This is a genomic window from Streptomyces sp. SP18BB07 (genome assembly GCF_036322545.1).
GTDB lineage: Bacteria > Actinomycetota > Actinomycetes > Streptomycetales > Streptomycetaceae > Streptomyces > Streptomyces deccanensis.
Genome location: NZ_JAQYWT010000256.1, coordinates 100,477 through 127,439, shown reverse-complemented (window position 1 = coordinate 127,439; position 26,963 = coordinate 100,477). Strand labels below are relative to the sequence as shown.

The following is a 26,963-nucleotide window of genomic DNA, read 5'->3' as shown; positions in this document are numbered from 1 at the left end:
CGCACTCCGGCGTGGGAGCGCGGGAGCGCACAACGCCCTCCGGGGCGCCCCTGAGGGAGCGCACGCCCTCCGGGGCCACCGCCCGCCCGCGTACGCGTCTCGACCAGCCGCTGCCGCGCCGGGCCAGGTTCCTGCCCGAATGGGACCCGGAGGCCTTCGGACGGCTCTCGGAGCGGATCGCGCGGTTCCTGGGCACCGGGCGGTTCATCGTCTGGATGACGGTCGTCATCATCCTGTGGGTGGTGTGGAACGTCTCCGCCCCGAGCGACCTGCGCTTCGACAACTACCCCTTCATCTTCCTCACCCTGATGCTCTCCCTGCAGGCCTCCTACGCCGCCCCGCTGATCCTGCTCGCGCAGAACCGCCAGGACGACCGCGACCGCGTCAACCTCGAACAGGACCGCAAACAGAACGAGCGCTCGATCGCGGACACCGAGTACCTGACCAGGGAGATCGCCGCGCTACGCATCGGCCTCGGCGAGGTCGCCACCCGCGACTGGCTGCGCTCGGAGCTCCATGACCTGGTCAGGGAGCTGCACGAGCACGACGGGGACGGGCCGCGCGGGACCCGGACCGTATTCCCGCCGGAACACCCGCGCGGACGTGACATGGGCGACCGCTGACGGGGCTCCCAGGGGCCCCGCGCGGCGCCGTACCATCGTCCTTATGGCTACGGAAGACGCGGTGCGCGAAGCACTGTCGACGGTGAACGACCCCGAGATCAACCGCCCCATCACCGAACTCGGGATGGTCAAGTCGGTGGAGATCGGCGCGGACGGAACGGTCGCGGTCGCCGTGTACCTGACGGTCTCCGGCTGCCCCATGCGCGACACGATCACCCAGCGTGTGACGGACGCGGTCGCGGCGGTCGAGGGCGTCACCCGCGTCGACGTCGAGTTGGACGTCATGAGCGACGAGCAGCGCAAGGAACTGGCGGGCGCGCTGCGCGGCGGCCAGGCCGAGCGCGAGGTCCCCTTCGCCAAGCCGGGCTCCCTCACGCGCGTGTACGCCGTCGCCTCCGGCAAGGGCGGCGTCGGCAAGTCCTCGGTGACGGTGAACCTGGCGGCGGCCATGGCCGCCGACGGCCTCAAGGTCGGTGTCGTGGACGCCGACATCTACGGCCACTCCGTGCCCCGCATGCTGGGTGCCGACGGCCTTCCCACCCAGGTCGAGAACATGATCATGCCGCCGTCCGCGAACGGTGTGAAGGTCATCTCGATCGGTATGTTCACCCCGGGCAACACCCCGGTGGTCTGGCGCGGCCCGATGCTGCACCGGGCGTTGCAGCAGTTCCTCTCGGACGTCTACTGGGGCGACCTGGACGTGCTGCTCCTCGACCTCCCGCCGGGCACCGGCGACATCGCCATCTCGGTGGCGCAGCTGGTCCCGAACGCCGAGATCCTCGTCGTGACGACCCCTCAGCAGGCGGCGGCCGAGGTCGCCGAGCGCGCCGGGTCCATCGCGGTGCAGACCCACCAGAAGATCGTCGGCGTCGTCGAGAACATGGCGGGCCTGCCCTGCCCACACTGCGACGAGATGGTCGACGTGTTCGGCACGGGCGGCGGCCAGACCGTCGCCGACGGCCTCACCCGCACCACCGGCGCCACGGTCCCGGTCCTCGGCTCCATCCCCATCGACGTCCGCCTCCGCGAGGGCGGCGACGACGGCAGGCCGGTGGTCCTGAGCGACCCCGACTCCCCCGCCGGCGCGGCCCTGCGAGCCATCGCGGGCAAGCTGGGCGGCCGCCAGCGGGGCCTGTCGGGCATGAGCCTGGGAATCACCCCGAGGAACAAGTTCTAGGAGATCTGGCGCCCCGTCAGGGGCGCGGGGAACTGCGCGATCAGCCACGACGGACCCGCAGCCCTCGAAGCGCACAGGCCCTACGGCGATGAAGGGCACCGCAGCACACCACAGCGCGGTGCCCTTCCCCGTTACGCGTACGCCTCGATGTCCTTGACCACGGCGAACCCCAGACCGTACGCGCTCATGCCACGCCCGTACGCCCCCACATGCACCCCTTGCGACGTCGACCCCGCAAGCACCCACCCGAACTCGGACTCGCGGTAGTGGAACGGCGTCGGCACGCCGTCCACCGGCAGGGACAGGGTCGTCCAGTCGGCCCCGGCGAGATCGTCGGCCAGCACCCACGCGGCCTCGGTCTGCTGGTCCAGCCAGTCGTCCCGCAGGGAGTGGTCCAACTGACCGGGCCAGGTGAAGGACAGGAGCCCCACTCCCGCGAGCCACGCCGCCGAGGACACCGACGTGGCCTCCAGCAGCCCCGTACCATCGGCGCTCCTCCGGGACGGATTCGCCGCGACGGTCACCACGACCGCGAACCGCTCCTTGGCCTCGTCGTCCGACCCGGCGGTGTACTCGTTGCGCACCGAGGGCTCGTCACCGTGGCCGATCGAACCGTGCTCGACGGCTCCTTCCGCCGACGTACCGACCTGCATCAGCCACCGCGGTCCCGTGAAGGCCTCGTCGAGGCCGTACCAAGGGAAGGGCGCCAGCAGGTAGCCGTCGACCGTGCGTCGGGCGGAGGGAAGCTGTTGTTCACCCTCCGCGGCCGACGCCTGCGCGCCTACCCGACTCGTCGTCTCCATGTGCCCGGACGCCTCCTCGCTCTAGACGGACCGGAGCGGCCCGCCCCCCTCGGGCGTCGTCGCTCGCTCTCCTTACGGTCCGCACAACAACTGGGCAGCATAGCCACAGCTCTCCGAGCAGCAGGGAAAGCGCCCGGCGCGTAGGACGGCGTACTGGCGGGTTCGGGCCGTACGAGGGTGCGTGACGGTATGAATCGCATCACGTCAGGGGCACGGGCAGCACGCCGGCGTACGGCTCAGGTGGCGTCCATGTCGTACGGCGGGCGCTCTTCGATCTCGCGCTTCTTCGTCATGTCGACGGAGCCGCCGGCCGCCCCCGAGGAGGAGCCGGCGGAGGAGGCCGAGGAGGAGTCGGACGAGGCGGACGCGGACTCGCGACCGTGGACGGCGTCCGTGAGCTCGGCCATCTCCTTCTTCAGGTCGAGGTTGCTGCGGATCTCCTTCAGCCCCAGTTCGTCGTTGTCCAGCTGCTTGCGGATGAACGTCTTGGGGTTGAGGTCCTCGAACTCGAAGTCCTTGAACTCCGGTCCGAGCTCGTTGCGGATGTCCGCCTTGGCGCTGTCCGAGAACTCGCGGATCTTGCGGATGGTCCGCGTGATGTCCTGGATCACCTTCGGGAGCTTGTCCGGACCGAAGACGAGCACGGCGAGGACGACGAGCGTCACCACCTCGAGCGCACCTATGTCATTGAACACCTGAAGCTCCTTGCGATGTCCTCGGTCCCGATCCGCGGGCCTCGGCAGGTCTTCCGTGGTCCGGGCCGGATCCACGGTACCCGGCGATACCGTCGATCCGGTACCTTCGGGCAGCTTCCGACCAAGCACGACCGACGGGTTTTCCCAGCTGTTTGCCTGGCAGGAGGGGGTGTGGGGCCCCTCCTGTGAAGTTGCTGTCAGTGGGCGCCGGCCGTCATGGGCGCCCGGACGCGGTCAGTCGCCGCCGGACGAGCCGAGGGTGAGCGTGACCGTCCGCTCCCTGCCGTTCCGCAGGAGCGTGAGTTCGAGGCGGTCGCCGGGCCGGTGGGCGCGGACCTTGACGATCAGTTCGTCGCCGGAGTGGACCCGCTGGCCGTCGACCTCGGTGATGACGTCGCCCGAGCGCATGCCCGCCCGGTCGGCGGGGCCGCCGGACGTCACCCCGGAGCCGCCGTCGCCCTGGTCGCCGATGCGGGCGCCGTCACCCGAGTAGTCCATGTCGAGGGTGACCCCGATCACCGGGTGGGTGGCCTTGCCGGTGTTGATCAGCTCCTCGGCGACGCGCTTTCCCTGGTTGATGGGGATCGCGAAGCCGAGCCCGATGGAACCGGCCTGCCCACCGTCCGACTCGGAGCCACTGCCGGCGGAGCGGATGGCGCTGTTGATGCCGATCACCCGGGCCTTGCCGTCGAGGAGCGGGCCTCCCGAGTTGCCGGGATTTATCGGCGCGTCGGTCTGCAGCGCGTCCACGTACGACACGTCACTCACATCGCCGCTCTCGCCGCCGGCCGTGATGGGCCGCTCCTTGGCGCTGATGATGCCGGAGGTGACGGTGTTGGCCAGGTCGAAGGGGGCGCCGATGGCGACGACCGGGTCGCCGACCTGGACCTCCTCGGAGTTGCCGAGGGGCAGCGGCTTGAGCCCGCTGACGCCGGACACCTTGACCACGGCCAGGTCGTAGCCGGTGTCCCGGCCGACCATGGTGGCCTTGGCGGTCTCACCGCCGCTGAAGGTCACCGATATGTCGCCGCCGCTGCCTGCGGGGTCCACGACGTGGTTGTTGGTGAGGATGTGGCCGCGCTCGTCGAGCACGAAGCCGGTGCCGGTGCCTTGGGCGCTGTCCCCGCTCACGTGCAGAGTCACGACGCTGGGCAGCGCGCTGGCGGCGATCCCCGCCACGCTGTCGGGCGCCCGGCCCGTCACCCCGTCGCTGGTCTGCGGCAGTTCGATGGCCCCGACTCCGCCGTTGCGCTCCAGGTACGCGCCCACGGCTCCGCCGATGCCGCCGGCCACGACGGCGATCAGCAGGGCGCCGATCACCAGCGTCCGTCCCCTGCGCCGAGGCCGCCGGGCCGCGTCGTGCACCGCGGCCCCGTTCTGCTGCAGCGACCCCGACCCGGCCCACGGATCGTAGTTCTGCCAGGCGCCCTGTGAGCCGTGCGGCGGATGCCCGGGATCGGCGTAGGCCCCGGAGGGGTGCGGGCCCCCGGCTCCCTGCGAGGGCTGCCCGGACTGGGCGGCCGGAGCGCCGCCCGCGTACGGGGGCGGAACCGACTGCGCCGAGTCCCCGAAGGGCGGAGGGCCCGGCTGGGACGGATACGCGTAGGAGGCCCCGGGGGGCTGCGAGGCGTCGGGGTAGGGGGTGGCGGCGGGCTGGGCCGTGGCGGCGGCTCCGGGCACCTCCGCGTACGCAGCCGCCGCGGCCGGCCGGACCGCGTCCTGGTATGGCGCCGGACCGGGCCGAGGTGCGTCCGGGTGCCGGTCCGACGTCGTGGGCTGCGGGGTGGCCGTCCCTACGGCGGTGCCGTGGGCCGGGGTCACCGCCGAGGCCGACGCCGCCTCACCGCCGTTCGCGGCTCCCGACACGGTCGCCCCGTCGAGTGCAGGTTGCCCCGCCACCGCGTGCACGTCGTGTGCCGGTGTCGTCGGCTGAACGCCCGTGCCGGGGTCGGGAGTCGTCGTCGGATGCTGGACCGGCGGAGCGGGCGCCCAGGGGCCGGGCTCGCCGTACGGCGGGGTGCCGTAGGGATCGGGGTCGTGCAGCGGCTTGAGGCGCTCAGAGGGCGCCTCAGGGGCGCTCAGGGCCCCTTGCGCCCCCGCCGGCCGAGCATCGCCGCCATCGGCAGCGCCCACGACCGTGGTGACGGGGGCGACTGCGGCAGGGGCCACGGCGGGGGCAGAGCCGGTGGTCGCGGCAGAAGCGGTGGTCGCAGCAGAGTCGGTTGTCGCCGCAGACGCGGTGGTCGCCACAGAGGCCATCGCCACCGCAGGGGCCGTCGTCGCAGCGGAGGCTGCGGCGCCACCGGTGCCGACCCTGGCGGCGTCGACCGACAGGCCACCGGGCTCAGCGCCCACGGGACCATCACCGGGCTCGCCCGACGAACCGCTCAGCTCGGCCGCCAAACCGCTCAGCTCGGCCGTCGAACCGTCGGGCCCGATCGGTGAGTTCGTTCCGCCCTCGGTCTCGTGTCCCGTGTTCCTCACGGCCGGTCGTTCCAGTTCGAAGTCGCCGTCCGTGTCGTCGGCCGTTTCGACGGTAGGCGTGGAGGTGTGGCCGGGCGAGGCCTCGGCGGCCGGGCGGGCCAGTTCGTAGTCGGAGTCGGTCTCACCGGCGACCGATGCCGTCGTCGCCGGGCGCTCCAACTCGAAGTCGCCCTCGGGGTTTTCGGCACGGGCCGCGTTCGCAGGCGCCCCGGGGGGCTCCACAGCTCCGACAGGCCCTCCGGAATCGGCGGTTTTCGCCCCGCTGTGCTCCCCCACCGACTCGCCCCCCGCGCCGTGCGCTCGGGGGCGGCTCCACCACTTCGCCTTCGTGGGCTTCCCCTCGTTCATGTTCTCCCCACACCTAGGGCCTGTCCCAAGGACCGGCCCGCCGCCCACCGTTCACCGAGTACCGCGGGCCGGAACCGGCCCGAGCGGACACGGCCCACTCTGGATTCAACCAGGTTCGCGGGCCGGTGCGCAGAACTCGGGGTCAGCGGAGGACGGGCGAGGTGGGTGTGGGGGACGAGGTGGTGTCGGGGGCCGTCAGCAGGCCCGGTCCCGTGAGTTCGGAGGCCGGGGACCAGTCGGTCAGTTGCAGCGGCGGCGCGGCGGTGAGCGGACGTATGAGCGGCGACATGACGGCGGCACCGGCCAACACGGGTGCGGTCAGCGGGTGTACGGACCGACGGTCCTGGCCGGCCGGAGCGGGGATGCCGGGCAGCAGGGGTGCGGAGATCTCCGTCGGGGCGACGGGCACCTGGCCCATGGACTGCTGGCCCTGTCCGAGCAGGGGCCCGACGGCTCCCCGGCGGCGCTGTGCCTCGGGCGTCGGAACCGTGCCCGAGGCCTGGGTCCGCAGCGGGGTGACATTGCTGCCGGCACCGGAACCGCCGCGGTCGGCCGCCGTCTCGGCGGGCATGCCGCTGGTCACGCCGCCGAGGGCGATCGCGGCCAGCGACACCGCGCCCGCCGCCACGAAGGCGAACCGCATGCCGCGCGAGGCCGAACGCTCGGCCTCCTGTCGGCTCACGTCGTGGATCCGAAAGCCCCGGTCGCCCGTGGCCCCTCGGCCGTCTCTGTCGTCGGCGGTTCTCTCCCTCCGGTCCGGACGGTCGTCCGCACCACCGGAGAGGCCGCGTCCGCCGCCGAGGAAGCCGCGGTCGCCCAGCGCGCCCCGGTCGCCGAGGAAGCCACGGCCGCCCAGGAAGCCACGGTCACCGAGGAACCCACGGCCGCCGGACGCTCCTCGGCCGCCGCCGAGCAGCCCGCGACCTTCCGACGGTGTCAGCGCGCCGCCGTGTGGTCCCGACGGGACGTACCCGAAGGAGTCGCCGGAGCCGAAGACACCGAAGTCGGCGAAGTCCCGGGAGGCGGAGGGGTCACCGGGCAGGCCCGGTCCACCGGCCGTACCTCCGAGCCTTCCGCCGAAGCCACCGGACAGCGGTGAGCCGCCGTCGCCGTCGCCGCCCGCCGGGAGCATCTGGAGACGGGCCAGGAAGCTCTCGGAGGGAGGCGGCGGAGCGGCCTCCGCGAAGACGTTCTTCAGGCGGCGCTGCTCGTCCGCCTCGGACTTGCACTTCGCGCAGGTGGCGAGATGTGCCAGGACGCGGTCACGCGCCTCATGACCGAGTTCTCCGTCGACGAGGGCGGAGAGACGGTCTCCCAGGTGCTGCTCGGCAGGCGTAGGACGGGATCCACTCACGCGGTCGCGCCCCCTCCTCCCAGCACGGCCACCCGGGGCACCGTGAACCCGCGGCGCTGCTCGGCCCGGGCTTCCGGGGAGCGGTGCGCGAGGGCCTTGCGGAGCTGGGAGCGGCCGCGGTGGATCCGGGAGCGGACCGTGCCGAGCTTGACGCCCAGGGTCGCGGCGATCTCCTCGTACGACAGTCCTTCGATGTCGCACAGGACGACGGCGGCGCGGAACTCGGGTGCCAGGGTGTCGAGGGCCTGCTGGACGTCGGCGTCGAAGTGGGCGTCGTTGAAGATCTGCTGCGGGGTGGGCTCGCGGCTGGGCAGGCGCTCGGCCGCGTCGTCCCCGAGGGCGTCGAAGCGGATGCGCTGCTTGCGCCGGACCATGTCCAGGAAGAGGTTGGTCGTGATGCGGTGCAGCCAGCCCTCGAAGGTGCCGGGGGTGTAGGTCGACAGGGAGCGGAAGACGCGGACGAAGACCTCCTGGGTGAGGTCCTCGGCGTCGTGCTGGTTGCCGGTCAGACGGTAGGCGAGGCGGTAGACGCGGCCGCTGTGGGTGCTGACGATCTCCTCCCAGGTGGGCGGAGTCCACGCCTGTGCGTGCGCGTCCGTGGTGAAGGTCGCGGTCTGTACTCCACCCGTGGCGGGAGCGTCGGCGTGGCTGTGGTCAGCGGTGTCGTTCACGGATTTCGGCCTGCCTGCCGATCCGAGAAAGCGCCGCAGCACTCCTCCCCGATCCGCGGGCGCGGCCGCACCTCCCCTGTCGGCTCTGGTGGTGTCCAGTGGAGCCCCTACCATAGCCACCTCGCCCGTTAGCTCCGGATAAGCGGTTTTATAAGAAATTGATGTGCGCCGACGGGGCTCATCAGGCTGATGCGGCCCCTGTGGCTTGGTCAGCAGCCGCGTCGATGCGCGCACCTGCTCGTCGGACCGATCCATCCCGTGCCCCCCGTCGCGGCCCCCGTCACTCACTCATCCCTTTAAACGACCGGTCCCATCAGCAGGTTCCCGACGGCAACGGATACAGTCACGCCCAGGCAACCACGGGGACATAAGGAGAGGGTCATTACCGGCAACCGGCTGACGAGCTGGGCGTTCGCCGACGCCTTTGTCGCCGAGGACGACGCGCTGCGCTGGGCCCGGGAACGGGCCCGGGAGGCAGGGCTGCGCTCGGTGTCGCCCGGCACGGGCGCCGCGCTGCGGGTGCTCGCCGCCACCGTGGACGCGAAGGCGGTGGCGGAGATCGGGACCGGGACCGGTGTCTCCGGGATCCATCTGCTGCACGGCATGCGGCCCGACGGGGTGCTGACCACCGTGGATCCGGAGCCGGAGCACCAGCAGTTCGCCCGGCAGGCGTTCCGCGCGGCCGGCTTCGCCAGCAACCGCGCGCGGTTCATCCCGGGCCACGCCCTGGACGTGCTGCCGCGGCTCGCGGACGCCGGGTACGACCTGGTCTTCTGCGACGGCGACCGGCTGGAGTGCCTGGACTACCTCGCTGAATCGTTGCGCCTGCTCAGGCCCGGTGGACTCGTGGCTTTCGAGGGTGTCTTCGCCAGTGGCCGGACGGTCGACTCCAACCCCCAGCCCACCGAGGTCATACGCCTGCGGGAGCTGCTGCGCACGGTTCGGGAGAGCCCCGAGCTCGTGCCGTCGCTGCTCCCGGTGGGCGACGGTCTGCTGTGCGCGGTCAAGCGCTGAGCGGCCACCCGCGGTCCGAGCGCCCCCCATCACACCCCTGATACCACAGCGCCCCGGCACCGCCGAGTGCGGCGGTGCCGGGGCAACTGAAAGGGTATGGTCCTACGCGCGTCAGCCGACGACCTTCTTGAGGGCATCTCCGAGGGCGTCGGCCTCGTCAGGGGTCAGCTCGACGACGAGCCGACCGCCGCCTTCGAGCGGAACGCGCATGACGATGCCCCGCCCCTCCTTGGTCACCTCGAGCGGGCCATCGCCCGTCCGCGGCTTCATGGCCGCCATGCTCGTACCCCTTCCTGAAACCAGCTCATCGCCAAGCCGACGGCCCGGGAGGGCAGGCGCGGGCCCACCTGGGGACACGCGACACCGGCATCGAACACATTGCTTCCAGGCCATTATCCCGCATCTCATGACCCGATGACCAACATCGGTCGGCATCGCTTGGGCAACGCGCGCGAGCAAAACCACCCAATTCGGCGGTGTGACTGCGATACTGCGCCACCGCACGGTCCCGGGTGGGCGCTCGCCCATTGGTGATTCTTTGACGCAGGTCACACGTCCGGGCCCGGCCGTCGCGCGGGAACTCCGCCATGCTGTGCTGTGACGAGGGCGTACTGACCAGTACGTCGCCTGCCGAAGCGACACCGGAGGGGAACCGCCATGGCCGACACCGTGCTCTACGAGGTGCGCGACGGACTCGCGACGATCACGCTGAACCGCCCCGAGGCGATGAACGCGCTGAACATCGCGACGAAGGTCGCGCTGCGGGAGGCCGTGGAGGAGGCCGCCGGGGACGACGCGGTGCGGGCGGTGCTGCTGACGGCAGCCGGGGACCGGGCGTTCTGTGTGGGCCAGGACCTGAAGGAGCACATCGGGCTGCTGATCGAGGGCTCGGGGCAGGTCATGAGCACGGTCAAGGAGCACTACAACCCCGTGGTGCGGGCCCTCACGAGCATGGCGAAGCCCGTGGTGGCCGGGGTGAACGGGGTGGCGGCCGGTGCCGGACTGGGCTTCGCGCTCGCGGCGGACTACCGGGTGGTCGCGGACACGGCCTCCTTCAACACGTCCTTCGCCGGGGTGGCGCTCACGGCCGACTCCGGGGTGTCGTGGACCCTGCCGCGGGTGATCGGCCCCGGCCGCGCCGCCGATCTGCTGCTGTTCCCGCGCAGCATCAAGGCGCAGGAGGCGTACGACCTGGGCATCGCGAACCGGGTCGTTCCGGCGGCCTCGCTGCACACCGCCGCCGAGGAGGTGGCACGGATGCTGGCCGAGGGGCCCACCGTGGCGTACGCGGCGATCAAGGAGGCCGTCGCGTACGGGTTCACCCACTCGCTGGCCGAGACGCTGGAGAAGGAGGACGAACTCCAGACCCGGGCGGGGGCCTCGGAGGACCACCAGATCGCCGTGCGGGCGTTCGTGAACAAGCAGACCCCGGAGTACCTGGGCCGGTGACGCTTCGCCGGATGCGGCGGTCGGCGGTCGTGGGGTAGCCGGCGGTCCCGCCTACGCGGGCGCCGTCCTCGCGACGCAGGTCTCCAGGTGGTCGTTCACCAGGCCGCACGCCTGCATCAGGGCGTACGCCGTCGTGGGGCCGACGAAGCGGATGCCTCGTTTCTTCAGGGCCTTGGACAGGGCCGTGGACTCGGGGGTGACCGCCGGGACGTCCGCGAGGGTGGCGGGGGCCGGGCGCGTCGTCGGGTCCGGGGCGTGGGACCAGATCAGCTCGTCCAGCTCGCCGGGGGCCCAGGTCGACAGCTCGCGGGCGTTGGCGATCGTCGCCTCGATCTTGGCGCGGTTGCGGATGATGCCGGGGTCGGCGAGCAGTCGTTCCTGGTCGGCCTCGGTGAACAGGGCGACCGAGGCGATCTTGAAGTCGGCGAAGGCGGCGCGGAAGCCCTCGCGGCGGCGCAGGATGGTGATCCAGGAGAGGCCGGACTGGAAGGCTTCCAGGCAGAGCCGCTCGTACAGGGCGTCGTCGCCGTGGACCGGGCGGCCCCACTCCTCGTCGTGGTACGCGACGTAGTCCTCGGTGGACAGGGCCCAGGGGCAGCGCGGGGCGCCGTCGGCGCCGGGCAGGGCGGTGCCGTCGCTCATCGGGGCTCGCCCTCCTCCGGCTTGTGCAGCGAGGTCGTGGTCGCCGCGCGGGCGCCCGCGAGCGCGGACTCCAGGTCGGCGATCCGGGCGTCCCGCTCGGCGATCTCGGCGCTGAGGCGGCCGAGCACGTCGTCCACGTCCACCATGCGGTAGCCGCGGACGGCGACCGGGAAGCGGAGCGCCTCGACGTCCGCGCGGTTGACCGGGCGGTGCGCCGGCAGCGGGTCCTGGAGCCGCTCGCCCTCGGCCTCCGGCAGCACCGCGTGGTCGCCGCCGCCGACCACCGCGAGCGTCACCGCGGCGACCACGACGGCGAGCGCGACGACCAGGAACAAGAACATGAACATCGCTGGGTCCCCTCGAGTGTGTTCGGCTCCGATCGTGCCATGCGAGTCTGACAGTTAAGGTCGCAGGCGGTCGGGCAGGCCCGGCGATCGACGGCACGTACTGGGAGAGGTCACAGCGGATGCTCAGGCTGGGCAAGCGGGAATTCGGCCCGCACGAGCAGGTGATCATGGCGATCGTGAACCGGACGCCGGACTCCTTCTACGACCAGGGGGCCACCTTCCGTGACGAGCCGGCGCTCGCGCGCGTGGAGCAGGCGGTCGCCGACGGCGCGGCCATCATCGACATCGGCGGGGTGAAGGCCGGGCCCGGGGAGGAAGTGACCGCGGTGGAGGAGGCGCGGCGGACCGTGGGGTTCGTCGCGGAGGTGCGGCGGCGGTTCCCCGACGTGATCATCAGCGTCGACACCTGGCGGCACGAGGTCGGTGAGGCCGTGTGCGAGGCGGGGGCGGATCTGTTGAACGACGCGTGGGGCGGGGTCGATCCCCGGCTCGCGGAGGTCGCGGCGCGGTATCGGGTGGGGCTGGTGTGTACGCACGCGGGTGGGACCCAGCCGCGTACCCGGCCGCATCGGGTCGAGTACGACGACGTGATGGCCGACGTGCTGCGGGTGACCGTGGGGTTGGCGGAGCGGGCGGTGGCGCTGGGGGTGCCCCGGGAGTCCGTGCTGATCGATCCGGGGCACGACTTCGGGAAGAACACGCGGCACAGTCTGGAGGCGACTCGGCGGCTCGGGGAGATGGTCGCCACGGGGTGGCCGGTGCTGGTGTCGCTGTCCAACAAGGACTTCGTGGGGGAGACGTTGGACCGGCCGGTGAAGGAGCGGGTGGTGGGGACGTTGGCGACCACGGCTGTCTCGGCCTGGTTGGGGGCTCAGGTGTATCGGGTGCATGAGGTGGCTGAGACTCGGCAGGTGGTGGAGATGGTGGGGGCGATCGCGGGGTGGCGGGGGCCTGCCGTGGCCCGGCGGGGGCTTGCCTAGTTCTTTTCGCCCCCGCCGCCCCTACCCGTCCCGTCCTCAAGGGGCTGCGCCCCTTTGACCCCTCAGTCGCTGACTTCGGCTGCGGGTCCGGTGGGGGTTCTCGCGCAGTTCCCCGCGCCCCTTAAGGGCCTGCGGCCCATTAAGGGGCGCGGGACCCGGAGTTATCTGCCCGCTTCCTTCGAGACCAGCGCCACCGCCTCGTCGACGTCGTCCGTGACGTGGAAGAGGGTCAGGTCCTTGGCCGCTGCCTTGCCCTCGGCGATGAGGGTGTTGGTGAGCCAGTCGACCAGGCCGCTCCAGTAGGACTCGCCGAAGAGGACGATGGGGAAGCGGGTGACCTTCTGGGTCTGGACGAGGGTGAGGGCCTCGAAGAGTTCGTCGAGGGTGCCGAGGCCGCCGGGGAGGACCACGAAGCCCTGGGCGTACTTGACGAACATCATCTTCCGGACGAAGAAGTAGCGGAAGTTGAGGCCGATGTCGACGTAGGGGTTGAGGCCCTGTTCGAAGGGGAGCTCGATGCCGAGGCCGACAGAGGTGCCGCCCGCTTCGAGGGCGCCCTTGTTGGCCGCCTCCATCGCGCCCGGGCCGCCGCCGGTGATGACAGCGAAGCCGGCCTCCACCAGGCCGCGGCCGAGCCGGACACCCGCCTCGAACTCAGGTGAGTCGGCGGGAGTGCGAGCGGAGCCGAAGACACTGATCGCGGGCGGGAGTTCGGCGAGGGTGCCGAAACCCTCGATGAACTCCGACTGGATGCGCAGGACCCGCCAGGGATCCGTGTGGACCCAGTCGGAGGGGCCGCCGGCGTCCAGCAGCCGCTGGTCCGTCGTGCTCGCCTGGACCTGACCGCGTCTGCGCAGCACCGGCCCCAGCCGCCGCTCCTCGGGTGGCTGCTTCTTGCCCTCGGGGTTGCCGGTCGCCATGTCCGCTCCCTCCGCCGTGCTGGTGGTTCACCTCAGCGTAGATCCATACGGGTTACGGACGGGGGACGTCAGCGTGTCCGCCACGATCCGTCACCGGGGACAGCTCATGCCGTCAGCCAGGACCTCAGGCGCTCCTCGCCCGCCAGGATCTTCGCCGTCTCCACCCGCTCGTCGCGCCGGTGCGCCAAGTGCGGGTTGCCGGGGCCGTAGTTGACGGCCGGGACGCCGAGCGCGCTGAAGCGGGAGACGTCCGTCCAGCCGTACTTGGGCTGGGCGGTGCCGCCGACGGCCTCGATGAACGCCGCGGCCGCCGGGTGGGACAGACCGGGCAGCGCGCCGGGGCTGTGGTCGTCGACGGTGAAGTCCTCGACCCCGCAGTCGGCGAAGACCTCGCGGACGTGGGCGATGGCCTCCTTCTCGCTGCGGTCGGGCGCGTAGCGGAAGTTGACCGACACGACGCACGCGTCGGGGATGACGTTGCCGGCGACGCCGCCGGAGATGCCGACCGCGTTGAGGCCCTCGCGGTACTCCAGGCCGTCGATCAGCGGGTAGCGCGGCTCGTACGACGCCAGCCTGGCCAGGATCGGGGCGGCCGCGTGGATGGCGTTGGAGCCCATCCAGCCGCGGGCGGAGTGGGCGCGCTCGCCCTTGGTCGTCAGCAGGACCCGCAGGGTGCCCTGGCAGCCGCCCTCGACCTCGCCGTCGGTGGGCTCCAGGAGGACCGCGAAGTCGCCCTCCAGCCACTCGGGGTGGGCCTCGGAGATGTGCTTCAGGCCGTTCAGGTCCGCGGCGACCTCCTCGTTGTCGTAGAAGACGAAGGTCAGGTCGCGGTTGGGCGCCGGGACCGTGGCCGCGATGCGCAGCTGGACCGCGACGCCGGACTTCATGTCGCAGGTGCCGCAGCCCCACAGGACGCCGTCCTCGTCGAGGCGGGAGGGGACGTTGTCGGCGATGGGCACGGTGTCGATGTGGCCGGCCAGGATCACGCGCTCCGCGCGGCCCAGGTTCGTACGGGCGACGATGTTGTTGCCGTACCGGTCGACCGTGAGGTGCGGCAGGGCGCGCAGGGCGGTCTCGATCGCGTCCGCGAGGGGCTTCTCGGTGCCGCTCTCGGAGGGGAAGTCGACGAGCTGCGCGGTGAGCCGCGCGGCGTCCAGCGTGAGGTCAATCGGGGTCTCGGCCATGTCCCCGACCCTAACGCGCGGTCGGAGTCGGGCCGCGCGGCGAGTGGATCCGGTCACTTCCACACCCCTGTTCACATCACTCTTCACAACACCTGCACGGCGGCCATTACTCTCCAGTACCTTGGACCGCGTGTCGGAGCCGTACCCCTTCCCCCCAGGTCCCCGTCCCCGCCGTCGCGGCCGTCGCGTGCTGCAGTTCATGGCGGCCTTCGTCGTGCTCGCCGCGATCGGGGCGTATCTCACCGTGCAGTATCTGACCGGGGGGAACGGCACCCCGCGGTGTGTGGTCGTGTCCGCGGCCGGCGACGGGGCGTCGTACGAGTTCACGCCCGAGCAGGCCGCCAACGCGGCGACGATCTCGGCGGTCGGCACCTCGCGCGAGCTGCCCGAGCGGGCCGTGACGATCGCGCTGGCGACCGCGCTGCAGGAGTCGAGCCTGCGCAACATCGCGCACGGCGACCGGGACTCGCTCGGCCTCTTCCAGCAGCGGCCCTCGCAGGGCTGGGGCACCGAGCAGCAGATCCAGGACCCGGTGTACGCGGCCGGTGAGTTCTACGAGCACCTCGTCAAGGTCGAGGGCTACGAGCGGCTGCCGCTGACCGTGGCCGCCCAGCGCGTGCAGCGCAGTGGCTACCCGGAGGCGTACGCCAAGCACGAGCCCGACGCCACGCTGCTCGCCGCCGCGCTGACGGGGCGGTCGGCGGCCACGCTGACGTGCGAGGGGCGCCGGGACACGACCGGCACCGGCACCGCCTACACGGGCGGCCCGGAGGCCGTGCGCAGCGCGCTCGCCCGGGACTTCGGGGACGAGGCGTTCGAGTCGGCCGCGGCGGTGGTGAGCTCCGAGGGCGGCGCCTCCGCCGAGGCGAGTGCGGCGCCGAGTCCGAGCGTCTCCCCCGCCGCCGGGACCGTGACCATCCCGCTGACGGACATCGAGGACGGGGACCGGGCCCGGCAGCGCGGCTGGGAGCTGGCGCACTGGGCGGTGGCCAACTCCTCCCGGCTCGGTGTCGAGCGCGTCTCCTACGCGGGCCGTGAGTGGGTCGCGGAGGGCCGGGCCGGCGCGTGGCGCAAGGCGCCGGGCGTGGCGGGCGGTGCGGCGGGCGCCGCCACCGAGGTCCGAATCGTCACTGGACAGTAGGCTGCACGGCTCACCCGTGCGGGGTAGGCACGGCGCGTCGGGTGGACGGGGTGCGCGGGATTTCCCCTGCTCACCCCCGGTATGCGGAATCCGTTGGGAACACAGGGCCGTAAGGATTCAGCAGACGGTCACAGCGGGTGGCGTTTGTCCGACTGAATCCGTATTTGATGATGCGACGCATTGCCAACTCTTTACGTCGGGGCGCCGCAACCTCCGGGGACTGCGAGTCGGTAGTCACTGCGTCCGAGCCCGGAACGATCACATCCACTGGTCAACTCCCGGGCGCGGTCGGACACTTCACCGTCCTCTTCCGTCTAAGGAGCACCATGTCCCTCCCCCTGACCCGCCGGATCGCCCGTGCCGCGCTGCTGACCGCAGCGGGAGCGGCCTCCGTGGTCGGTGCGGCCGGCTCCGCGAGTGCGGCGCCCGAACTTCCGGCCACCCCGAACCTCGGCGGCCTGTCCGCCGTGGACGGGGCGAACGCGGGTAGCACCGTGGACGGCGCGACGCAGAACGTCACCGGGGTCGCGAGCGACGCCGGCACCAAGGCGTCCAAGCAGACCCTGCCGACCGTGAGCAAGACCGGCGGGAAGACCGTCAAGACGACGACGCCCGTCGCGCAGAAGGCCGCCGGAGAGGCCGCCGGGTCCGCCGGCACCGTTCTGGGTGACACCACCAAGACGGCGACGAAGGGTGGGCTCCCGACGGGGAAGCTGCCGGCCCAGAGCCCGCTCGGCTGACCTGCCGTACGTCGAAGGGGCCCGGGGAAACTCCCCGGGCCCCTTCGACGTCGTGTGCGCTACGCGTCGTGTGCGCTATGTCGTGTGCGCTACGCCAGGGACAGGCGTTCCACCGCTGCCGCCACGCGCTCGTCCGTCGCCGTGAAGGCCACGCGGATGTGGTGGTCGCCCGCGGTGCCGTAGAAGTCGCCGGGGGCCACGAGGATGCCCAGGTCGGCGAGGTGGGCGACGGTGGTCCAGCAGGACTCGCCCCGGGTGGCCCAGAGGTAGAGGCTGGCCTCGCTGTGTTCGATGCGGAAGCCGTGGGCGACGAGGGCGTCGCGGAGGGCCGTGCGGCGGGCCGCGTAGCGGGCGCGCTGCTCCTGGACGTGGGCGTCGTCCCCGAGGGCGGCCACGACGGCCGCCTGGGTGGGGGCCGAGGTCATCATCCCGCCGTGCTTGCGGATCTGCAGGAGCGGGCCGAGGACGTCCGGGTCGCCGGCGAGGAAGGCCGCGCGGTAACCCGCCAGGTTGGAGCGCTTGGAGAGGGAGTGGACGGCGACGATGCCCTCGTACGAACCGCCGTTGACGTCCGGGTGGAGGACCGAGACCGGATCGGCCTCCCAGCCCAGCTCCAGGTAGCACTCGTCGGAGAAGATCAGGATGCCGTGCGAGCGGGCCCACGCCACGATCCGGGTCAGCTCCGCCTTGGAGAGGACCCTGCCCGTGGGGTTGGACGGCGAGTTCAGCCAGAGGAGCTTCAGACCGGCCGGGTCCAGGGCCGTCGGGTCGTCGTAGACCTCGTGGTCCGCGCGGGCGAGCCGGGCGCCCACCTCGTAGGTCGGGTAGGCCAGGCGCGGGTACGCGACCCGGTCGCCGGGGCCGAGCCCCAACTGGGTGGGGAGCCAGGCCACCAGTTCCTTGGAGCCGACGATCGGCAGGACGTGGTGGTGGGTGACGTCCCGGGCGCCGAGACGACGCTCCAGCCAGCCCGTGATCGCGTCGCGCAGACCGACGGTGCCCCAGACGGTGGGGTAGCCGGGCGAGTCCGCCGCGGCGACCAGCGCTTTCTGGATCAGGTCGGGCACCGGGTCGACGGGGGTGCCGACGGAGAGGTCGACGATGCCACCGGGGTGCGCGGCGGCCGTCGCCTTGTACGGCTCCAGCTTGTCCCAGGGGAAGGTGGGGAGGCGGTCGCTGACTGCGGACACGGGAACTGGCTCACTTTCTCACTGGCGAACGCCTCGGTCCCGTACGGCGATCATGGTGATCGGGCCGTACGGGACCGGGGCGGCGCGGATGCGGGCCGCCGGGGCGTCACCCCGGGGCCTGCGGTGTCGCTCTCAGGCCTGCGGCGGGAGTGCGGCGACGAAGGGGTGGTCACGCTCGATCAGACCGAGCTTGCTGGCACCACCGGGCGAGCCGAGCTCGTCGAAGAACTCGACGTTCGCCTTGTAGTAGTCCTTCCACTCCTCCGGGGTGTCGTCCTCGTAGAAGATCGCCTCGACCGGGCACACCGGCTCGCAGGCACCGCAGTCGACGCATTCATCCGGGTGGATGTAGAGGGACCGCTGACCCTCGTAGATGCAGTCGACCGGGCACTCCTCGATGCACGCCTTGTCCTTGACGTCGACACAAGGCTGCGCGATGACGTAGGTCACGCTGTCGTTCCTCCTCGGTAGGGCGCTGGCGGGCCTCCTCAGGCTCCGCCGCCTGGCGCGCGGGAGCGCGGCGTCGTCGATGCCCGCACCTAGTATCTCCGTTCCGGGGCATGATCCGAACAGGAGGGGTGGACAGACCTGTGGAAATCTCTGCCGGTGGACGGCTCGAGATCCGTGTCTCTGCTGCTGACGTGGGCAAACGCGTGTCCGTGCGGTGCCTCGACGAGCCTACCGCCGGGGGTGGGAAATTCACTGACACGGTTGGTGTTCTCACATCATGGGACGGCGGTGTCCTGTCGATCACCCGCCGGAACGGGGAGCGGGTACGGATCGAGGAGTCGACGCTGGTCGCGGGGAAGGTGGTGCCCGCCGCCCCGGCCCGGCGGCGTGGGCCCGCCGCCTCGTACCGGGAGCTCGCGCGGGTCTCCGCGCGGGCCTGGCAGCCCGTCGAGAGCGAGCGGCTCGGCGAGTGGGAGCTGCGGGCCGCCTCCGGCTTCACCCGGCGCGCCAACTCGGTGCTGCCGATCGGGGACCCCGGAATGCCCCTGGACGACGCGCTCGCGGCCGTACGCGGCTGGTACGCGGCCCGGCGGCTGCCCGCCTACCTGCAGCTGGCCACGGGCGCCGAGGGCACTCAGGAGCTGCTGTGCGCGGAGGTGGCGGACCGCGGCTGGGTCCGTGAGGTGACCGCCGAGCTGTGGATCGGCGCGCTCGCGCCGGTCGCGGACCGGGAGTGGGCCGGGGTCGAGCTGTCGCGCACGGCGGACGAGGCGTGGCTCGGCCGCTACCAGCGCAAGGGGCTCGGCGAGGTCGCGCTGAAGGTGCTCGGGAGCGGGCCGTCGGTGTGGTTCGCGACCGTGCCGGGGGCGGAGGGCTCGGGGCCCGCCGCCATCGGGCGGTGCGTGGTGGACGGGCGATGGGCCGGTTTCGCGGCCGTCGAGGTCGATCCCGCCCAGCGGCGGCGGGGGCTCGCGACGACCGTGATGGCAGCGCTGGCCCGGCGGGCGCTGGACGAAGGGGCCTCGGCCGGGTGGCTCCAGGTGGAGACGGACAACGCCGGGGCGCGGGCGCTGTACGGGGGGATGGGGTTCGCGGCGCACCACGCGTACCACCACTATCGGGAGCCCGGGGGCGCCGGCCCCGGCGGTGACGCCGGTCCCGGTTCGGATGCCGGTGCCGGTTCCGTGTCGGGCCGGTCGTCGTGAGCGGGCATCACCCCGCCGTGCCGGCGCCGTTTCCCCCCGAGCCGGAGCGGGCGGCCGAGGTGCGGCGGCGGTTCGCGGAGGAGGCGCGGGCCGAGCGGCCCGACCTGGCCCTGCTGTGCCTGCTGGTGGGCGCGGCGGGCGACGGGACACTGGACGACGCGGGCGTCGACGCCGCCGAGATCGAGCTCGACCGGCTGGCCGGGCTGATGCCGTACCGGCCGGGCTCGCCGCGTGCGTGGGCTGTCGCGGCGGCCGAACTGCTCGGCGCGCGGTGCGGTTTCCGGGGGGCCGCCGGGGACTACCAGCGGCTGGAGTCGTCGCTGCTGCACCAGGTGCTCCTGCGGCGGCGGGGGTTGCCGATCCTGTTGTCCGTGGTGTGGATGGAGGTGGCCCGGCGGGCGGGGGCGCCCGTGTACGGGGTCGCGCTGCCGGGGCACTTCGTGGTCGGGTTCGGGCCCCGTGAGGAGCAGGTCCTCGCCGATCCGTTCGACGGGGGGCGGGTGCTGAGCGGGAGCGACGCGGAGCTGCTGGTGGCCGGGGCGACGGGGGCTCCGCTGGACCCCTCGGTGCTGAGTCCCGCCGATCCGCTCGACGTGGTGGTGCGGGTCCTCAACAACGTGCGGGCGTGGGCGGCGGCGCGGCCCGAGCGGACGGATGTGGCGTTGTGGGCGCTGGAGTTGTCGCTGGCGATGCCGTCGCATCCGGGGCGGTTGCGGTACGAGTGGGCGCGGCTTCTGGTGCAGCGGGGGGAGTTCGTGCGGGGTGCTGCCGCGTTGGAGGAGTACGCGGAGGTGGTGGCCGGGGTGGATGCCGGGGCCGCGGAGAAGATGCGGAGGCAGGCGGAGGCGGCTCGGGCTCGGCTGAACTGAGAGTGCGGCGGTTCGTGGGTGCCTGTTCGCCGTGCGGCGCCTGTTGTCCGGCGGGTGCGGGTGCGTCGTGGCTGGTGGCGCAGTTCCCCGCGCCCCTGGCGGTGGCTGCCCCTGGACTCGGTCACCAGCACAACCGTGCGCCCTACAGCCAGCCCTTCTCCCTCGCGGTCCGCACCGCCTCCGTTCTGTTTCTCACCGCCAGTTTGTGGATCGCCGTCGACAGGTAGTTGCGGACCGTGCCCTGGGAGAGGTGGAGGGTCTCGGCGAGTTCCGCGTTGGTCGAGCCGTCGGCCGCCGCGCGCAGGACCTCGCGTTCGCGGTCGGTCAGGGGGTTCGCGCCCTCCGCCAGGGCCGCTGCGGCGAGCGTCGGGTCGATGACCCGCTCGCCCGCGAGGACTCTGCGGACCGCGTCCGCGAGTTGGGCGGCGGGGGCGTCCTTGACCAGGAAGGCGTCAGCGCCGGCCTCCATGGCGCTGCGGAGGTAGCCGGGGCGGCCGAAGGTGGTGAGGACGACCAGCTTCACCGCCGGGAGCGCCCGGTGGACCTCGGCGGCCGCCTCGATGCCCGTCGCGCCCGGCATCTCGATGTCGAGGAGGGCCACGTCGACGGCGTGCGCGCGGGCGGCGGCCAGGACCTCGTCGCCGCGGGCGACCTGAGCCACGACCTCGATGTCGTCCTCCAGGCCGAGCAGGGCGGCCAATGCCTCGCGGACCATGGACTGGTCCTCGGCGAGCAGGACCTTGATCGTGCGGGTCATGCGCCGGATCCTACGTCCGGGTCGCCGGGCGTGGCGGGGGCCCGGGCCACCAGGCGGAAACCGTGGGGGGAGCGGCCCGCCTCCAGGGTTCCGCCCACCTTCGCCAGCCGCTCGGTCAGGCCCGCCAGACCGCTGCCCGTGCCCACGCCGGGGGTGCCGGCCGGAGCGCCCCTTCCGTCGTCGTCCACTGTCAGTTCGAGCACCGGTCCGTCGAGGGTGTGGCGGCGGACGAGGTCCACCGTGCAGCGGTGGGCGCCGCTGTGCCGTACGACGTTGGTGACGGACTCGCGCAGGGCCCAGGCGAGGGCGGACTCGCTCTCCTCGGGTATGTCGGTGAGGTCGGGGTCGGAGGGCAGTTCGGGGCTGATGCCGGCCGCGGTCAACGCGTCGCGGGCGCCCGCGAGTTCCGCGCCGAGGCGGGGGCGACGGTAGCCGGTGACGGCCTCGCGGACGTCGACCAGGGCCTGGCGGCTGACCTGTTCGATGTCGGCGACCTGCTGGGCGGCCCGGTCGGGGTGGTCGGGGAGCATCCGGCCCGCCAGCTCGCTCTTCAGCGTGATCAGGGAGAGCGAGTGGCCGAGGAGGTCGTGCAGGTCACGGGCGAGGCGCAGGCGCTCTTCGTTCGCGGCGAGCTGGGCGACCGTGGCCCTGGCCTCGCGCAGTTCCCGTGTCGTGCGGATGAGTTCGCGGATGCCGGTCATGGCGAAGCCGCCGAGGAGGGCAGGGAGGAGCAGGGAGGCGAGGTAGGCCTCGCCGCGCGGTACGGCGAGGGCGACGGTCGTGAGCAGGGCCGACACCACCGGGATCGTGAAGCGGGCGAGCCGCAGCGGGAGGGCCGCGCCAGAGGCGACCGAGACGTAGACGAAGAGGACGAGCCACTCCCGGCCGAGGGAGAGGGCGAGCACGACGGACTGGGTGGCGAGGACGGCGAGCGCGCCGAGGACCATGGGGGTGGTGTCGCGGCGGCCGGTGCGGAAGATCAGCACGAAGTACCAGGCGACGAAGGCCACCAGGCCGGTCCAGCCGAGGACGACGACGCCGTCGCTGTGGCCCCCGTGCAGCAGGTCGCTGACGGGGGCGCTCAGATAGGCGAGCCAGATCCCGGTCCAGAGGAACTTGATCGCTCTCTGTCTGCGGTTCTGCGGGCGCTGCCCGATGCCGACGCCGCTCACGCCTTCAGCGTGTCCTTCCGGTAGAGCCAGGCCGCGCCGCCCGCGAACAGGGCGAAGGAGACGGCCAGGATGACGAGGTCCCGGGTGTGCGGGGCCTGACTCTGCTCGATGGCCTGCCCCAGCGAGGCGTACGCGTGCGTGGGCACCCACTTGGCGATGTCCTGCAGCCACTGGGGGAACGTCGTCGTCGGCATCCACAGGCCGCCGAGCATCGACAGACCGAAGTAGGTGATCATCGTGATCGGGCGGACCGCGTCCCCGGAGGCGAGGTAGCCGATGGCCACGCCGAGCGCGGCGAAGACGAGGCTGCCGGCCCAGATCGCGCCGGTCAGGGCGAGCCACTGCCAGGCCTCCAGGCGTACATCCTTCACGACGGCGGCCACCACGAAGACGATCACGATGGCCGGCAGGCTGACCACGGCCGCGCTCGCGGTCTTCGCGAGGACGTAGCCGCGCCCCGGCAGCGTGGTGAGCCGCAGCTGCCGTACCCAGCCGCTCTCGCGTTCCTTGGCGATGCGTTCGCTGTTGCCCATCAGAACAGCCGTCAGGGCGCCGAAGGAGGCCATGGAGACCATCATGTAGGTCGGCAGGGTCAGACCGGTGTCGCCGAGTTCGTCGGTGGTGCTCGCGCTGCCCGCGATGAGCAGGAACAGCAGCGCGGGGTAGAGCACCGAGAAGAACATGGCCTTGCGGCTGCGCAGGGCGCGGACGAGTTCCAGCTTGATGAGGCTGTTCACTTCGACCTCGCCTCCTCGGCGGCGGTGATCGCGACGAAGGCCTGCTCCAGACCGAGGCCGGTGACCTCCAGGTTGCGGGGGTAGACACCGAGGCCGTAGAGGGCGTGGACGGTCGCGTCGGCGTCGGTGGACTGGATGCGGACGGTACGGCCGGACACGTCGAGCGTGGTCAGGAAGGGGAGGTCGCGCAGGGGTGGCTCGTCCAGCGGGCCGTCGGGCAGGTCGAAGGTGATGCGGCGGGCGCCCGCCCTGGCCTTGATCTCGGCCGCCGTGCCGTCGGCCAGCAGGCGGCCCCGGTGCAGGACGAGCACGCGGTCGGCGATGGCGTCGGCCTCTTCGAGGTAGTGGGTGGCGAAGAGGACGGTGCGGCCCCGGTCGGCCTGTTCGCGCATGGTGGCCCAGAAGGCCTGGCGGGCGGTGACGTCCATGCCGGTGGTGGGTTCGTCCAGGACGATCAGGTCGCTGTCGCCGGCCGTGGCGAGGGCGAAGCGGACCCGCTGGACCTGGCCGCCGGAGAGCTTGTGGACCTTGCGGTCGGCGATCTGGGTGACGCCGGCGCGGGCGAGGACCTCGGAGGCCGGGTACGGCCTGGGGTGCAGGGCGCAGGCGAGCCGGACCAGTTCGGCGACCGTGACCTCGTCCATCAGGCCGCCGCTCTGCAGCATGGCGCCCACGCGTCCGGCGGTGATCGCCTCGCGCGGGCCGGTGCCGAAGAGGTCGATCGTGCCGCTGTCGGGGTTCCTGAGGCCGAGCAGCAGGTCGAGGGTGGTGGACTTGCCGGCGCCGTTCGGGCCCAGCAGGGCCACGGTCTCCCCCGGGTGCAGGGCGAGCGTCAGGCCGTGCACGGCCCGGACGTCGCCGTATGCCTTCGTCACGTTGTCGAACGCCACCGCCGCGGGCCGGGTGGCGGCCTCGGTGGTCGTCGTCGTGGTCGTCGTCATGGGCACCATCGTGGGCGCGCGGGGGGTGCGGGCGGCAGTGTCGGGGGTCCTCACCCCGGGATGACAGAAGTCATACCCGCGACAGTGACGAGGGGGCACCCGGGATGTCCCGGGTGCCCCCTCGTCGTGTCGACGCGCTGCGCTCACCGGCGCTCGCCGGGTGCCGCTGCGCCCACCCGTGCCGCCCCAGCGGCACGACTGACCGCAGCCAGGAGCAGCGGCACGTTGCCGCTAGCTCGGGTCCGTCTCGATGACCGCCGTGCGGTCGGTCGTGCTCTTCAGGGCGAGGCGGAGGGCGCCGTAGACGTCCTGGACGGTGACGGGGGTCTTCTCGCCGTTGCCGCGGGTGATGAGAACGCCGTCGAAGGTGCCGCCGTAGAGCTCCTTGAGGGCCTTCTCGTCGTAGGAGTCGACGAGCTTGCCGTCGACGGCCTTCACCTTCAGGAACTTCCAGAGGGAGTTCTCCGGGCTCAACGGGATGCTGTGCGCGGCGTCGGTCTGGACGGTCACGGTGCCCGACATGGCCGGCTCGGCGAACTCCTTCATGAACCGGTCGACCTCGGCCTTGTCGACCGACGGCTCCTTGGTCGTCGTCGGCAGCTGCACCGTCGCGGCCTCGCCGGTCTCGACCTGGGTGCGGTACGCCTCCTCGACGGCGTCGGTGGACTCGTCGACCGCGATGCCCTTGCCCGCCTTGCCGTAGACGGCGACGGCCTTGCCCGCCTCGTACTTGACGGTGCCGTCGTTGGCCGAGCCGGAGCTGCCGGCGGCGCGCCGGAGGGCGGCGTGCAGCTTCTCCTCGTCGACGGGCATGACGGGCTCGACGACGCGCTCCTGGCCGAAGAGCGCGCCGATCACCGAGACGGGGTTGTAGTCGCTGACGGCGGCGGCGCTGACCGTGGCCTGCTTGTCGAACTGGAGGCCGGCCTGGTCGGGCTTGAGGGCGACGGTCTCGCCGTCGACCGAGAGCTTCAGCGCCTCGTTCGTGCTCTTGCCGAAGGCCGCGTCGAGCTTGTTGACGGCCTCGTCGCGGGTACCGCCGCCGATGTCGACGCCGAGCACGGTGGTGCCCTTGGGGACGTCGGAGTGGTTCATCAGCAGACCGGCGCCGTAGACACCGCCGCCGAGGACGATCACTCCGCCGACGAGCAGGCCGAGCTTGCTGCGGCCCTTCTTCTTGGCCGGCTTGGCGGACTTGGTGTTCTTCGCCGGGCCGGACTTCTGCTGCGGGCCGGGGTCGGGCAGCTTCGGCGGGGTGTGCTGCACCGCGCCGTCGGGGCCGCCCGCGCCGAACGGCGTGCCCTGGGTGCCGGGGGGCACGACCGGGATACCGCTGGTCAGGGTGTGTCCGGAGGGGTTGTCGACGAGGGCGCCGGAGCCGCCGTAGCCCGGGGTGCCCGGTTCGGGGGCGGGCCGCTGCGGGGTGAGGACCGCGGTGTCGTCGCTGATGCCGCCGCCGGGGCGGGCGTAGCCGCCGGAGGCGGCGGGCGCGGAGAAGTCGGCGTCGGGGCCGCCGAAGGGGTTGCCCTGGTAGCCGGGGCCACCGGGACCGCCCTGGCCGGGCGGCGGGCCGAGCGGGCTGTCGCCGGTGACGGGGCCGCCGGTGGGGCCCGCCGGACCGGAGCGGCCGTCCGGGCCGCCGGGGCGGCCGCCGTTGTCCGAGAAGTACGGCAGGTCGTCGCGCTCGGGCTTGGTGCCCGCCAGCGCGGCCGAGACGTCGAAGGAGCCGGTGCCGCCGCCGTGACCGGGCGCGACGGGCTGGCCGCCGGTGGCGCCGGGCAGGCCGGCACCGTTCGTGCCGCCGGGCCTGGAGCCCGCGCTCGCGCCGGGGCGCGGGCCGCCGAGCTGTGCACCGGGGCCGCCGGCCATCGGGCCGGGGCCGCCCGCACCGCCGGGCCGGGCACCCGTGGCGGGTCCGCCGACCGCGCCGGTACCGGGCGTACCGGTACCGGGGCCGCCGATCGGGCCGGTGGGGAACCCGGCGCCGTTGCTGCCGCCGGTGCTCGTGCCCTTGGCGGGGGTGGCGCCCTTGCGGGGCGCGAACCAGTCGCTGGCCGGCTTGTCGTCGGCGGGCGCGGCCGGCTCCGGCGCGGGCGCCGGGGTGTCCGTGAACACGGGCATGGCCGTGGTGCCGGTGGTCTCCGACACGGACCCGGGTCCGGTGTCGTCCGCGGCGCCGTCACCGTCGCCGACCGGCTTGCGGACGACGACCGGCGGGATCGGACGCGAGCCGGGGATGTTGATCCGGACGCGCGTCGTCAGCGTGGTCTCGGTCTTGGGTCCGTCCGGTCGCTCGCCCGCGCCCGACCGGGCCGCGTCGGCGCCGGCCTCGGTGGCCATGGGCGTGCCGTACGGCGGTGTCCCCGACGGGTACGCGGTGCTGCCGCGCCCATTGGCCCCGGAGGACGAAGTGTCAGTTTCACGACTCAAGGCAGGTTCTCCCGGTTTGCTCCGCCGCCCGTCACGACCTCAACTCAGCGGGCAGCTCGGCGGCGCGCACCACCATACTGGCCACTTCCGGCGCGTATCCCACGACCGCGTGGGAAACCCACACGGGACCCGCACCTGCCCGCTGCGGCGAAGTGGTACGTCACTTCCCAAGTCGGGCGTCGGACCCGGTCGGTTGCCGCCCCCGCCCAAGGGTGGCGCACATCACAGCCACAGCCATGCCACCGAGCAGGAAAAGGTACGAGCCCGCCCCCGCGCCGAACAGGAAGTCCCCCTCCGGCCGGGTGGACGTCAGCAGGACGACGGAGATCATCCAGCCGGCGGCCGGCGCAACGGCCCCGGCCCGGCCGCTTGTCGCCCGGGCGCCGCCCAGGAACAGCCCGGCCGCGCCGAGCAGCGCGAGCAGCAACCCCCCGGGGAACCAGGCCGCTTGGAGCAGCCCGCCGGCCACCCCGACCACGGCTCCCAGTACGAGGAGTCCCAGGTGTGCGGCGGCCCGCCCCAGCGGGGGGAACGTCAACGGCTGTGCGAGCGCGGGGCCTTGCCCGCTCGTCGGCCGGGTCTTCGCGGTCATCGCCGGCCCACCTCTCGGCGGCCGTGCGCGCGCACCACTCGTGTGTCA

The 26,963-nt window shown here is 72.6% G+C and carries 27 protein-coding genes; 9 read left to right on the top strand and 18 right to left on the bottom strand.

The annotated features are described in order from the left end of the window. Positions 1–11: 11 nt before the first annotated feature. Positions 12–623, top strand: coding sequence for a DUF1003 domain-containing protein (locus PUR53_RS10665; protein WP_329898469.1), 612 nt, complete (start codon positions 12–14; stop codon positions 621–623). A 43-nt stretch (positions 624–666) separates the two neighbouring features. Beyond that, a complete protein-coding gene (locus PUR53_RS10660; protein WP_329898257.1) occupies positions 667–1,800 on the top strand; it encodes an Mrp/NBP35 family ATP-binding protein in 1,134 nt (377 codons plus the stop codon). Between the two features lie 131 nt (positions 1,801–1,931). Here the strand turns inward: PUR53_RS10660 and PUR53_RS10655 are convergent, their stop codons facing one another. The 5 genes from PUR53_RS10655 to sigE form a co-directional block, all read right to left on the bottom strand. After that, on the bottom strand, positions 1,932–2,603 hold the full coding sequence (locus PUR53_RS10655; RefSeq protein ID WP_329898256.1) for a hypothetical protein: 672 nt from the start codon (positions 2,601–2,603) through the stop codon (positions 1,932–1,934). Between the two features lie 236 nt (positions 2,604–2,839). Then, complete coding sequence (locus PUR53_RS10650; protein ID WP_329908120.1) at positions 2,840–3,298, bottom strand: sec-independent translocase; 459 nt, start codon at positions 3,296–3,298, stop codon at positions 2,840–2,842. Between the two features lie 234 nt (positions 3,299–3,532). Beyond that, a complete protein-coding gene (locus PUR53_RS10645; RefSeq protein ID WP_443080287.1) occupies positions 3,533–5,164 on the bottom strand; it encodes a trypsin-like peptidase domain-containing protein in 1,632 nt (543 codons plus the stop codon). A gap of 1,108 nt (positions 5,165–6,272) precedes the next feature. Beyond that, positions 6,273–7,484 (bottom strand): anti-sigma factor family protein, encoded by a 1,212-nt coding sequence (locus PUR53_RS10640; RefSeq protein ID WP_329908117.1) that lies wholly within the window; start codon positions 7,482–7,484, stop codon positions 6,273–6,275. Then, complete coding sequence (sigE, locus tag PUR53_RS10635; protein WP_329898252.1) at positions 7,481–8,197, bottom strand: RNA polymerase sigma factor SigE; 717 nt, start codon at positions 8,195–8,197, stop codon at positions 7,481–7,483. Before sigE ends, PUR53_RS10640 begins: the two co-directional genes overlap by 4 nt. A 270-nt stretch (positions 8,198–8,467) precedes the next feature. Between sigE and PUR53_RS10630 the strand changes: the two genes are divergently transcribed. Further along, on the top strand, positions 8,468–9,169 hold the full coding sequence (locus tag PUR53_RS10630) for an O-methyltransferase (RefSeq protein ID WP_275593229.1): 702 nt from the start codon (positions 8,468–8,470) through the stop codon (positions 9,167–9,169). Positions 9,170–9,280: 111 nt separating this feature from the next. On the opposite strand, the gene PUR53_RS10625 is transcribed toward PUR53_RS10630, so the two are convergent. Further along, entirely contained in the window at positions 9,281–9,448 is a 168-nt protein-coding gene (locus PUR53_RS10625; protein WP_003966491.1) for a DUF3117 domain-containing protein, read from the bottom strand. Between the two features lie 378 nt (positions 9,449–9,826). Between PUR53_RS10625 and PUR53_RS10620 the strand changes: the two genes are divergently transcribed. Then, on the top strand, positions 9,827–10,618 hold the full coding sequence (locus PUR53_RS10620) for an enoyl-CoA hydratase/isomerase family protein (protein WP_329898251.1): 792 nt from the start codon (positions 9,827–9,829) through the stop codon (positions 10,616–10,618). A gap of 51 nt (positions 10,619–10,669) precedes the next feature. On the opposite strand, the gene PUR53_RS10615 is transcribed toward PUR53_RS10620, so the two are convergent. Then, a complete protein-coding gene (locus tag PUR53_RS10615) occupies positions 10,670–11,260 on the bottom strand; it encodes a DNA-3-methyladenine glycosylase I (protein ID WP_329908115.1) in 591 nt (196 codons plus the stop codon). Continuing rightward, positions 11,257–11,607 (bottom strand): DivIVA domain-containing protein, encoded by a 351-nt coding sequence (locus PUR53_RS10610; RefSeq protein WP_329908114.1) that lies wholly within the window; start codon positions 11,605–11,607, stop codon positions 11,257–11,259. Before PUR53_RS10610 ends, PUR53_RS10615 begins: the two co-directional genes overlap by 4 nt. A 119-nt stretch (positions 11,608–11,726) precedes the next feature. Between PUR53_RS10610 and folP the strand changes: the two genes are divergently transcribed. Continuing rightward, positions 11,727–12,587, top strand: coding sequence for a dihydropteroate synthase (gene folP, locus PUR53_RS10605; protein WP_329908112.1), 861 nt, complete (start codon positions 11,727–11,729; stop codon positions 12,585–12,587). A gap of 161 nt (positions 12,588–12,748) precedes the next feature. Here the strand turns inward: folP and PUR53_RS10600 are convergent, their stop codons facing one another. Both PUR53_RS10600 and dapE read right to left on the bottom strand, forming a co-directional pair. Beyond that, positions 12,749–13,507 carry a TIGR00730 family Rossman fold protein gene (locus PUR53_RS10600; protein ID WP_329898247.1) on the bottom strand — a complete coding sequence of 253 codons (759 nt, stop codon included), beginning with the start codon at positions 13,505–13,507 and terminating at the stop codon, positions 12,749–12,751. 104 nt (positions 13,508–13,611) lie between these two features. Continuing rightward, positions 13,612–14,691, bottom strand: a complete 1,080-nt coding sequence (gene dapE, locus PUR53_RS10595) for a succinyl-diaminopimelate desuccinylase (protein ID WP_329908111.1) — start codon at positions 14,689–14,691, stop codon at positions 13,612–13,614. A gap of 130 nt (positions 14,692–14,821) precedes the next feature. On the opposite strand from dapE, the gene PUR53_RS10590 reads away from it, so the two are divergent. Together PUR53_RS10590 and PUR53_RS10585 are read left to right on the top strand one after the other, a co-directional pair. Beyond that, the gene (locus PUR53_RS10590) at positions 14,822–15,832 is read left to right on the top strand and encodes a heavy metal transporter (protein WP_443080284.1); all 1,011 of its coding nucleotides are present in this window, start codon (positions 14,822–14,824) and stop codon (positions 15,830–15,832) included. A 326-nt stretch (positions 15,833–16,158) separates the two neighbouring features. Beyond that, entirely contained in the window at positions 16,159–16,572 is a 414-nt protein-coding gene (locus PUR53_RS10585; protein ID WP_239757053.1) for an ATP-binding protein, read from the top strand. 89 nt (positions 16,573–16,661) lie between these two features. Here PUR53_RS10585 and PUR53_RS10580 read toward each other — a convergent pair whose 3' ends face one another. After that, on the bottom strand, positions 16,662–17,762 hold the full coding sequence (locus PUR53_RS10580) for a bifunctional succinyldiaminopimelate transaminase/glutamate-prephenate aminotransferase (protein WP_329908109.1): 1,101 nt from the start codon (positions 17,760–17,762) through the stop codon (positions 16,662–16,664). A gap of 132 nt (positions 17,763–17,894) precedes the next feature. Then, positions 17,895–18,212, bottom strand: a complete 318-nt coding sequence (fdxA, locus tag PUR53_RS10575) for a ferredoxin (RefSeq protein ID WP_005480604.1) — start codon at positions 18,210–18,212, stop codon at positions 17,895–17,897. Positions 18,213–18,352: 140 nt separating this feature from the next. Here fdxA and PUR53_RS10570 point away from each other — a divergent pair, with 140 nt between their 5' ends. Further along, the gene (locus tag PUR53_RS10570) at positions 18,353–19,417 is read left to right on the top strand and encodes a GNAT family N-acetyltransferase (protein WP_329908108.1); all 1,065 of its coding nucleotides are present in this window, start codon (positions 18,353–18,355) and stop codon (positions 19,415–19,417) included. A gap of 17 nt (positions 19,418–19,434) precedes the next feature. Next, positions 19,435–20,286, top strand: coding sequence for a transglutaminase-like domain-containing protein (locus tag PUR53_RS10565; RefSeq protein ID WP_329908107.1), 852 nt, complete (start codon positions 19,435–19,437; stop codon positions 20,284–20,286). A gap of 142 nt (positions 20,287–20,428) precedes the next feature. Here the strand turns inward: PUR53_RS10565 and PUR53_RS10560 are convergent, their stop codons facing one another. The 6 genes from PUR53_RS10560 to PUR53_RS10535 all read right to left on the bottom strand — a co-directional run bounded on the left by PUR53_RS10560 (position 20,429) and on the right by PUR53_RS10535 (position 26,915). Next, positions 20,429–21,043: a response regulator transcription factor gene (locus tag PUR53_RS10560; protein ID WP_239757049.1), complete on the bottom strand. Its 615-nt coding sequence runs from the start codon at positions 21,041–21,043 to the stop codon at positions 20,429–20,431. Then, complete coding sequence (locus tag PUR53_RS10555) at positions 21,040–22,215, bottom strand: sensor histidine kinase (RefSeq protein ID WP_329908106.1); 1,176 nt, start codon at positions 22,213–22,215, stop codon at positions 21,040–21,042. The genes PUR53_RS10560 and PUR53_RS10555 overlap by 4 nt, the downstream gene beginning before the upstream one ends. Further along, positions 22,212–22,952 (bottom strand): ABC transporter permease, encoded by a 741-nt coding sequence (locus tag PUR53_RS10550; RefSeq protein WP_329908105.1) that lies wholly within the window; start codon positions 22,950–22,952, stop codon positions 22,212–22,214. The genes PUR53_RS10555 and PUR53_RS10550 overlap by 4 nt, the downstream gene beginning before the upstream one ends. Continuing rightward, positions 22,949–23,902 (bottom strand): ABC transporter ATP-binding protein, encoded by a 954-nt coding sequence (locus PUR53_RS10545; protein WP_443080286.1) that lies wholly within the window; start codon positions 23,900–23,902, stop codon positions 22,949–22,951. Before PUR53_RS10545 ends, PUR53_RS10550 begins: the two co-directional genes overlap by 4 nt. A gap of 222 nt (positions 23,903–24,124) precedes the next feature. After that, the gene (locus PUR53_RS10540; RefSeq protein ID WP_443080283.1) at positions 24,125–26,323 is read right to left on the bottom strand and encodes a hypothetical protein; all 2,199 of its coding nucleotides are present in this window, start codon (positions 26,321–26,323) and stop codon (positions 24,125–24,127) included. Between the two features lie 160 nt (positions 26,324–26,483). Next, a complete protein-coding gene (locus PUR53_RS10535; protein ID WP_329898237.1) occupies positions 26,484–26,915 on the bottom strand; it encodes a DUF6113 family protein in 432 nt (143 codons plus the stop codon). Between the last annotated feature and the right edge of the window lie 48 nt (positions 26,916–26,963).

Coding starts and splice junctions, on each gene's coding strand:
- PUR53_RS10560 (WP_239757049.1), bottom strand. CDS start 21,043: ATGACCCGCACGATCAAGGTCCTGCTCGCCGAGGACCAGTCCATGGTC.
- folP (WP_329908112.1), top strand. CDS start 11,727: ATGCTCAGGCTGGGCAAGCGGGAATTCGGCCCGCACGAGCAGGTGATC.
- PUR53_RS10545 (WP_443080286.1), bottom strand. CDS start 23,902: ATGGTGCCCATGACGACGACCACGACGACGACCACCGAGGCCGCCACC.
- PUR53_RS10610 (WP_329908114.1), bottom strand. CDS start 11,607: ATGTTCATGTTCTTGTTCCTGGTCGTCGCGCTCGCCGTCGTGGTCGCC.
- PUR53_RS10655 (WP_329898256.1), bottom strand. CDS start 2,603: ATGGAGACGACGAGTCGGGTAGGCGCGCAGGCGTCGGCCGCGGAGGGT.
- PUR53_RS10660 (WP_329898257.1), top strand. CDS start 667: ATGGCTACGGAAGACGCGGTGCGCGAAGCACTGTCGACGGTGAACGAC.
- dapE (WP_329908111.1), bottom strand. CDS start 14,691: ATGGCCGAGACCCCGATTGACCTCACGCTGGACGCCGCGCGGCTCACC.
- PUR53_RS10535 (WP_329898237.1), bottom strand. CDS start 26,915: ATGACCGCGAAGACCCGGCCGACGAGCGGGCAAGGCCCCGCGCTCGCA.
- PUR53_RS10615 (WP_329908115.1), bottom strand. CDS start 11,260: ATGAGCGACGGCACCGCCCTGCCCGGCGCCGACGGCGCCCCGCGCTGC.
- PUR53_RS10620 (WP_329898251.1), top strand. CDS start 9,827: ATGGCCGACACCGTGCTCTACGAGGTGCGCGACGGACTCGCGACGATC.
- PUR53_RS10585 (WP_239757053.1), top strand. CDS start 16,159: ATGTCCCTCCCCCTGACCCGCCGGATCGCCCGTGCCGCGCTGCTGACC.
- PUR53_RS10625 (WP_003966491.1), bottom strand. CDS start 9,448: ATGGCGGCCATGAAGCCGCGGACGGGCGATGGCCCGCTCGAGGTGACC.
- PUR53_RS10600 (WP_329898247.1), bottom strand. CDS start 13,507: ATGGCGACCGGCAACCCCGAGGGCAAGAAGCAGCCACCCGAGGAGCGG.